Below are 7,559 nucleotides of genomic sequence, written 5' to 3'. Positions count from 1 at the left end.
TACTGATCGCTTCCTTCGGCGGCCTGTCCTCGCGATCGTCGTGACGATCCTGATTGTTCTCTTCGGGATCAAGGGCTTCAATTCCATCGCAACACGTCAATATCCGACCCTCGAAACCTCCACGATCCTGATCTCGACCCGCTATCCGGGCGCGTCGTCGGACCTCATGCAGGGCTTCGTGACCCAGCCGATCAGCGAGGCCGTCGCGTCCGTCGAGGGCATCGATTATCTTTCCTCCACCACGACGCAGGGCCTCAGCGTGGTGACGGTGCGCATGATGCTGAATTATGATTCCATGCGCGCCCTGACCGACGTGATGTCCAAGGTGAACGCCGTCAAATACCGGTTGCCGGAAGGCGCCTATGATCCGGTCATCAAACGCACCTCGGGCGGCTTTACCGCAGTCGCCTATATCGGTTTTGCCAGCACAACGCGGCCTCTCTACGAAATCTCGGATTATATCCACCGCGTCGCGGCACCGATGCTCTCGGGCATAGAGGGCATATCCGAAATCAGTTATTTCGGAGAGCAGCGCCTTTCGATGCGGCTCTGGCTCGATCCAGAGAAGCTGGCTGCCAACGACATGACGGGCGAGGACGTGGCACGGGCAATCCGGGAAAACAATTTCCAGGCCGCACCCGGCAGGATCCGTGGCGTTTATACGATCAGCAATATCAACCTCAACACGGATCTGAAAACGGTCGAGGAATTCCGTGATATGGTGCTGCGCTCGACCCGTGGCCGGGTTATCCGGGTGCGGGACATCGGACGCGCCGAACTGGGGCCGGACAATACGGACACCAGTTCACAGACCAGCACGCTTCGGCCGCTGAATGGCAAGCCAACACCACGTCCTTCGATCTTCGTGGGTCTGGAACCGTCGCCAACGGGCAACCCGCTGACGATCATCTCGCGTCTCAACGAGATCATGCCGAAACTCAAGGCGACGCTCCCGCCGGGCATTGATGTCCGCGTTCCCTACGAGACCGCGCATTTCATTCAGGCGTCGATCGATGAAGTCACCGAGACCTTCATCGAGGCGCTGCTCATCGTCATTCTTGTGATTTACCTCTCACTCGGTACCGTGCGAGCGGTGATCGTGCCGATCGCCACCATACCCCTCTCGATGCTTGGCGCGGTCGGGCTGATGTACACCTTCGGGTTCAGCCTAAATTTGCTCACCTTGCTGGCGATGGTGCTGTCGATTGGGCTCGTGGTCGATGACGCCATCGTCGTGATCGAGAACGTCCATCGCCATATTGAAGAAGGCAAATCCCCCTTCGACGCCGCGTTACTCGGGGCGCGTGAGGTGGCCGGCCCTGTTGTCGCGATGACCCTCACACTTACAGCAGTTTACGCCCCGATCGCTTTCATGGGTGGACTGACGGGCACGCTGTTCCGGGAATTCGCGCTCACGCTGGCCGGGTCCGTCATCGTCTCCGGGGTCGTCGCACTCACCCTGTCGCCACTCATGAGCGCCAAACTGCTAAAAGCGAAGGAGAAGGAAGGCTTCATGGAACGGATGGCGGAGCATGCCTTCGGTTTCATGACTGCCCGTTATGAAACCGTTCTCGATTTTTCGCTACGGCATCGCTGGGTTCCACTCGGCACGGCAGCAGTGATCTTCCTTCTTATTCCGGTCATGCTGCATGTCTCGCAGAGCGAGCTGGCACCCAATGAGGACCAGGACATTGTCTATACGGCGGTCAAAGCCCCGCAATATGCCAACCTTCATTATGTCGAGACCTACGCCCAGACGCTTTACGAGAAGATGTCTGAAATCCCGGAAGGCCATAGCCACTGGCAGATGAACGGAATTGACGGGATCGCCAACAGCGTCGGCGGGGTCAATCTGGATGACTGGGGCAAGCGGAAGCGTAACGCCGATCAGATCCAGATGGACCTGCAACAGCGTGTTGCTTCCATCCAGGGGACCAGCGTCTTCGTATTCCAGATGGGGGCACTGCCGGGTTCAACCGGCGGCCTGCCAGTCCAGATGGTCGTCCGCAGCGATGACAGCTATCGCAACGTCTTCAGCGTCATGTCACACCTGCGGGAAGAAGCCTCTAAAAGCGGTCTGTTTGCCGTGGTCGATAGCGACCTCGCCTTCGATAATCCGGTTGTTCGGGTCACGGTCGATCGGACAAAAGCCAATGCGCTCGGGATCCGCATGGAGCGGATCGGCAACGCGCTGAATACGCTGATCGGGGAAAATTACGTCAATCGCTTTGGCTATTATGGCCGGTCCTATGACGTGATCCCGCAAGCCGTTCCCCTGTCCCGCCTGACGCCTGATGCCCTGAAGACCTATTATATGCGCGATCAGAACGGCCATCAGGTACCGCTGTCGGCCCTGGCCAGCGTGCGGGTCGATGTCGAACCCAATCGTCTACCCCAGTTCGGCCAGCAGAACTCGGCCACGTTTCAGGCCATTCTCACCAAAGGTGTTACGATGGGTGACGCCGTGAGCTTCCTGAAGGCAAAGGCGGCGGAGTTCCCGCCCGGCTACAGCTATGACTGGCAGTCTGATTCACGACAATATGTACAGGAAGGAAGCGCTCTGATTTTTGCATTCCTTTTCGCACTGATTGCCATTTATCTCGTCCTGTCGGTTCAGTACAACAGCTTCACCGACCCGGTCATCATCCTTGTCAGTGTGCCGTTATCCGTGTTCGGTGCCCTTATTCCGCTCGCTCTCGGTGTGACGACCTTAAATATCTATACCGAAATCGGACTCATTACCCTGATCGGGCTGGTCAGCAAGCATGGAATCCTGATGGTCGAGTTCGCAAACGAGATCCTTCATCGTGACAATGTGGACCGCAGGACAGCAATCGAGACGGCAGCCGCGATCCGTTTCCGACCGATCATCATGACCACAGCAGCAATGGTCGTGGGGCTTGCGCCCCTGGTCATCGCTACGGGTGCAGGCGCGAACAGCCGTTTCGGACTGGGAACGGTAATCGTCGTCGGCATGATCGTCGGCACGAGCATGACGCTGTTCGTGCTGCCCTCGGTCTATACGGTCATCAGGCCGCGCCGTGGCAAGACGGTGTGACGGGTCATGCGTCGGCCGCCCTTCGATCTGTGGCAACTGCTATGCGTGAGGACGATCGCGCAGCATGGCAGTATCCACGGCGCGGCGCGTTTCCTGAATACCCGGCAATCGGCCGTCAGCCGCTCCCTGCACAACCTTGAAGAGCGACTGAATGTCACGTTGTTTCTCCGCTCCCCCGCCGGTGTCACACCAACGACGTTCGGTGAGGAATTCATCCGCTGGACCCAGACGATCCTGGACAACGTGGCCGGCATGAACGCTCGCGCGCGGCGGACGGGCAAGGGCGAGAATGGCCAGATCTCCATCGGCATCCAGACCTGCGTCCTGCCGGGAAGACTCTCGGCCTTCACGGCGGAGTTCCGCACCACGTATCCCGATATCGTCTTCCGTTATTCCGAAGGCACAGGCAAAAGACTGCTGCGCCGGCTCCAGCGCGGACAGATCGATTTCGCGGTCATCACACGTCGCAATCTGGCTCCAGCCCTGCGGGTCACGCCCCTTTGGAGCGACCGTATCGTGGCCGCTCTCCCCGCCGACCACCCTCTGGCGACACAGCCGGAAGTGTCATGGGCGGACCTGCGTCATGAAACATTCCTGATCGGACGCGACAACGCCGGTCATGATTTCGAGACGCTCATCCAGCGCAAGCTCGGGGAAACAGGCAACCGTCCGAAGATCCGGCGTCATGATATTGGCAGCAATCGGGTTGTCGCACTCGTCCAGAACAAGGAAGGCATCGCCCTGCTGCCCGCTTCGTGGCTGCCACTGATCCGCGATCAGCATGGGCATGGTGTCGCGACCATGGAAATCCGGGACGCCGACGGTTCCTCCCATCTGGAATTCGGCATTGTCTGGCGGCCCGACAATGAAAATCCCTGCGCCCAAACCTTCGCCCGGCATCTCGAATCCCATCGACCATGAGCCTATTTTCCCAATGACGCTGCTTTTGCCTGCCGCCGCGCCCTGGCGAATCCCTTGTCCGACATCATGAACTGCCGGAGCATGGGTGCGACCAGCCGGGCTGGATCCATTGCCTCGCCGCTACTGGAAAGAAGTGCTGCATAGGCAAGCAGGTCGCGATGAATATCGGCGGGTAGCGCCACGGTCATTCTGACCGGTTTCTCATCAGGCAGTTCCCTGATTTTCAGGTCCGTCATCGTATATCTCCCTGATCCCGATAAGGTTTGAGCAGCAGGTCGTGCCCGACCAGAACGGTGAACGGTAGCCCCGGCCGGTCGGTCAGCGTGGGCTGGACGTTGAGGCTGCGATCGATCAGCCGGTTGCCGACCATGGAGAAGCCGTTGCTGGCACCGGAGCGGATGGCCTGCATGAGATTGTTCTCGTTCCATGACGTGCCTGCTTCCGAACCCACGCTGAGAAGCGTGGTCACTAGGGCTGCGCGGAACAGTTGCCCCCAGTGGTTGTTCACCTCGTCGGACAGGCCGGACTGGCCGATGGCGTCGCCACCGGGCAGCTTTTCCAGCACCAGGCTCTCCCCGTTCGGAAAAATCAGCCGGGTCCAGATGATCTGGGTGCGTTGCTGCCCGAAGGAGACGCTGCTGTTATAGGCCCCGAACAGGGTGCTGCCCTGCGGAACCAGCAGATACCGCCCGGTCGGGCTATCATAGACGTTCTGGGTCACATGACCGACGATCTGGCCGGGCAGGTCGGAACTGATCTTGGTGTTGAGCGCGCCAGCGATCACCGTACCCGCCTGAAGAATATACGGGGACGCGGGCGGCATAATCCGGTCGGGGCTGACCGTCGCACGGTCCGACTGCCCCGCCAGAAAGGCGCGATTGCCGGCCTGCTGGTCGGTTCCTGCCGATGATGCCTGCGCTCCGGACGTGGCCTGTGCCGGGACTGGTACCGCTTGCGCGCTCTGACGCTCCCGCACCCCGATCTGCGCGAAAAGTCGACTGGCGATCGCGGCCTCGATCTCCTGGTCGCCGCGACGATCCCCCATGCCGGGAACCGGCCCCGCGCGGCCCTGCCGCTGCGCATTGAGGATCGGCCTGCCCAGATCACCGGGCAGGGGCGACCCCAGCTTCGGCACGCCGTTTCCGACATAGTCGGACGGCAGTCCGGCCAGCCCGTCGGCCGAAGGACGCACATCGGTGTCCTGCGCGGCGGGCGGCGATTGCGGTCGATGGCTGGCCTGAAGGGCATACCCAAGCGCGAAGGCCACCGCGATCATGCCAACCCCGCCCAGCGACCAGACCACAGTGCGCGACAGACGGACCACGCGCGGCCGATCGGCCCTCAGACGCAGATCGGGTGGTGGTGACGCTGGCGCAGCACCTGCGGGGTTTCCCGCTGTCGGGGCCTGCCCGGTCATGACGGCCGCCCGTCGGTGCGCACGATGCGCACGCGCTGCTCGCTGTGTTTATCTCCGAGCCTCAGTTCGGCGGCGGCAAACAGGCGGTCGACGATCATCCAGTTCTGCCGGACACGATAATTGACCAGTTCCGGCCCGCCATCCACCCCCAGCACAAAGAGCGGTGGCAGTTCACCCTGCCCGATCCCGGATGGAAACGCGATATAGACCTTGTGGCCATCATCGAAGGCCCGACTGGGAAGCCAGGGCGGTGTCCCGCCCTTCACCGGCTGAATGGCGTAACGGAAATTCAGGGCGCTCAGATCCAGTCCCGCATCTACCGGCGCCCCCTCGTCGGCGTCGCTGTCCTGCCGGTGCAGCGCAATGAGGTCATCCTCGGGATAGTCCCAGGACATCGACGCCATGTATGTCGCTGGCGTGGAGCGCAGTTCGGCCAGATAGGTCCGCCGGTCGGTATTGACGATCAGGTTGGTGGTGAGGTCCGGCCGCGTCGGCTTGACCAAAATATGAATGCGCTTTGTCGCCCCTGCCCCGCTCTCGGTATCGCCGATGATCCAGCGTACCGTATCCCCGGCAGCGACCGGCCCGCTGCCAACCAGCTTTTCGCCCCGCTGGAGCATGATGTCGGTGATTTCGCCGGGCGAGGTATAAACCTGATAAAGGGCGCCCGGAGAATAGGGATAGACCTGCACCGCATTGATGAAGCCTGCCCGCGTGGGTTGAATTCGGGCCGCCAGATTGGCCTGTGTCACGCGCGCGGTCGGATCGGCGACTTCGGGGGCCGGATGTATGACGCGTCGTGATGGCAGCGGCTTGAGCTGGCCCGGAAGAGGAAGCGGCGTTGGCACCTCCACGACCTGCACAGGCTTCGGTGGATCGGGCTTGCGTGTCGCCTGGGCCGCATCATCGTAGCGGATGACGGGCGGATGATACTGCCCCGCGCAGGCGGACAGGGTGAGCAGCGCCAGTGGAACGGCGCGCATGACCATGCGGATCATTGTCCGAGTTCCTTCGACCAGTTGATGGCGGAGACGTAGATTCCAAGAGGGTTTTTCCGCAGATGGTCGGCATCGCGCGGCGTGCGCAGAACAACCGACACGATGGCCGTCCAGCGTTCGGTGCCGGTGAAAGCGCCGTCGCGGTAATGGCGCTCGGTCCAGGCCACCCGGAAACTTCCGGGAGAAGCCCGGATGACCGACGACACATCGACCTCGACCTGCTCGCGGCCAATCCGCGAGAACGGATCGTTCAGGCGCGCATAATCGTTCAGGGCCTGCGCCCCCGAAATGGTGGCAAAGTCGTAGGCCCGCAGCCAGTTATGGCGCACGACCACCGCATCAGATGAAAGACCACGGACATCGCCGATAAACTGCGCCAGATACCAGGCAATCTGCGGATCGGTCGGTGTGTAACCCGCTGTGGCAGGCATCACGACCTGCGCCTGACCGGATATATCGACCTGCACGACCCATGGCACGACGGTGCCGCGCGCGGACTGCCAAACCAGACCGGCACCAAGACCGGCGGACAGAAACAGTGACCCAAACGCCATCAGACGCCAGTTGCGGGCCTGCACACGGGCGGAGCCGATGCGCTCGTCCCAGATCTGCGCGGCTTTCTGATAGGGCGTGACCGGTTCGGGCGTGATCCCGTAACGGCTGGTGGAGCGACGAAACATCGTCCTCATTCCTTTTCCGAGAGATCAATGCTGGAACTTCCGCCGCCGCCATCGGCCGAGCGGATGACATGCGCGGCTTCGGCGGCATGGGTCGCAGCATTGCGGCGCTTCATGCTCCGCGCCCATCGGGGTGGCGTGCCTTCGGGACCGCCACTTTCTCGACCACCATCCGCTGGGCCGCCGCCGTTCGCATCGGACGATGACCCACCTGTGAAACGTCCGCCCGTCGCGGTGAAAGCGCCTCGCGCGCCCTCGCCGTAGCTCTGCTTCATGGCGGTCGCCGCAGAAGACATTTTACTCTTCACGGCATTCGCGGCAGCGCTGCCCGGCGCGCGGGCGACACCGCCGAGCCCGGCTGCCATGCGGGCACCGGCAGTTTCGCCAGCAGCATTCATGGCACCCATGGAATAAGCCGTATTAGCGGCCCCCGCGATCGCAGCTCCGCCACGCGCGGCGGCAGCGGTCGCGCCCAGCACAGCCGCCCC

At 61.9% G+C, this 7,559-nt stretch carries 6 protein-coding genes and 1 pseudogene; 2 read left to right on the top strand and 5 right to left on the bottom strand.

Translation table 11 applies throughout. The annotated features are described in order from the left end of the window. Together ABF824_RS14900 and ABF824_RS14895 are read left to right on the top strand one after the other, a co-directional pair. A partial coding sequence (locus ABF824_RS14900; RefSeq protein ID WP_415489780.1) for an efflux RND transporter permease subunit occupies positions 1–3,058 on the top strand: 3,058 nt, incomplete at its 5' end. Between the two features lie 6 nt (positions 3,059–3,064). After that, on the top strand, positions 3,065–3,979 hold the full coding sequence (locus tag ABF824_RS14895) for a LysR family transcriptional regulator (protein WP_415489779.1): 915 nt from the start codon (positions 3,065–3,067) through the stop codon (positions 3,977–3,979). Positions 3,980–3,981: 2 nt separating this feature from the next. Here ABF824_RS14895 and ABF824_RS14890 read toward each other — a convergent pair whose 3' ends face one another. From ABF824_RS14890 to ABF824_RS14870, 5 genes and pseudogenes are all read right to left on the bottom strand, one after another. Beyond that, positions 3,982–4,215, bottom strand: a complete 234-nt coding sequence (locus ABF824_RS14890) for a DUF2274 domain-containing protein (RefSeq protein ID WP_415489778.1) — start codon at positions 4,213–4,215, stop codon at positions 3,982–3,984. Further along, positions 4,212–5,396, bottom strand: coding sequence for a TrbI/VirB10 family protein (locus ABF824_RS14885; RefSeq protein WP_415489777.1), 1,185 nt, complete (start codon positions 5,394–5,396; stop codon positions 4,212–4,214). The genes ABF824_RS14890 and ABF824_RS14885 overlap by 4 nt, the downstream gene beginning before the upstream one ends. After that, positions 5,393–6,394, bottom strand: a complete 1,002-nt coding sequence (gene trbG, locus ABF824_RS14880) for a P-type conjugative transfer protein TrbG (protein ID WP_415489776.1) — start codon at positions 6,392–6,394, stop codon at positions 5,393–5,395. The genes ABF824_RS14885 and trbG overlap by 4 nt, the downstream gene beginning before the upstream one ends. Further along, entirely contained in the window at positions 6,391–7,074 is a 684-nt protein-coding gene (gene trbF, locus ABF824_RS14875; protein ID WP_415489781.1) for a conjugal transfer protein TrbF, read from the bottom strand. The genes trbG and trbF overlap by 4 nt, the downstream gene beginning before the upstream one ends. A 5-nt stretch (positions 7,075–7,079) precedes the next feature. Further along, positions 7,080–7,559, bottom strand: a pseudogene (locus ABF824_RS14870) (P-type conjugative transfer protein TrbL); the annotation flags it as partial.

The sequence above is a fragment of the Acetobacter sp. genome (assembly GCF_047721705.1).
Lineage (GTDB): Bacteria > Pseudomonadota > Alphaproteobacteria > Acetobacterales > Acetobacteraceae > Acetobacter.
The sequence above is the reverse complement of the archived record's forward strand: the minus strand, read 5'-3'. Positions and strand labels throughout refer to the sequence as shown.

Coding starts and splice junctions, on each gene's coding strand:
- ABF824_RS14895 (WP_415489779.1), top strand. CDS start 3,065: ATGCGTCGGCCGCCCTTCGATCTGTGGCAACTGCTATGCGTGAGGACG.
- ABF824_RS14890 (WP_415489778.1), bottom strand. CDS start 4,215: ATGACGGACCTGAAAATCAGGGAACTGCCTGATGAGAAACCGGTCAGA.
- ABF824_RS14885 (WP_415489777.1), bottom strand. CDS start 5,396: ATGACCGGGCAGGCCCCGACAGCGGGAAACCCCGCAGGTGCTGCGCCA.
- trbF (WP_415489781.1), bottom strand. CDS start 7,074: ATGTTTCGTCGCTCCACCAGCCGTTACGGGATCACGCCCGAACCGGTC.
- trbG (WP_415489776.1), bottom strand. CDS start 6,394: ATGATCCGCATGGTCATGCGCGCCGTTCCACTGGCGCTGCTCACCCTG.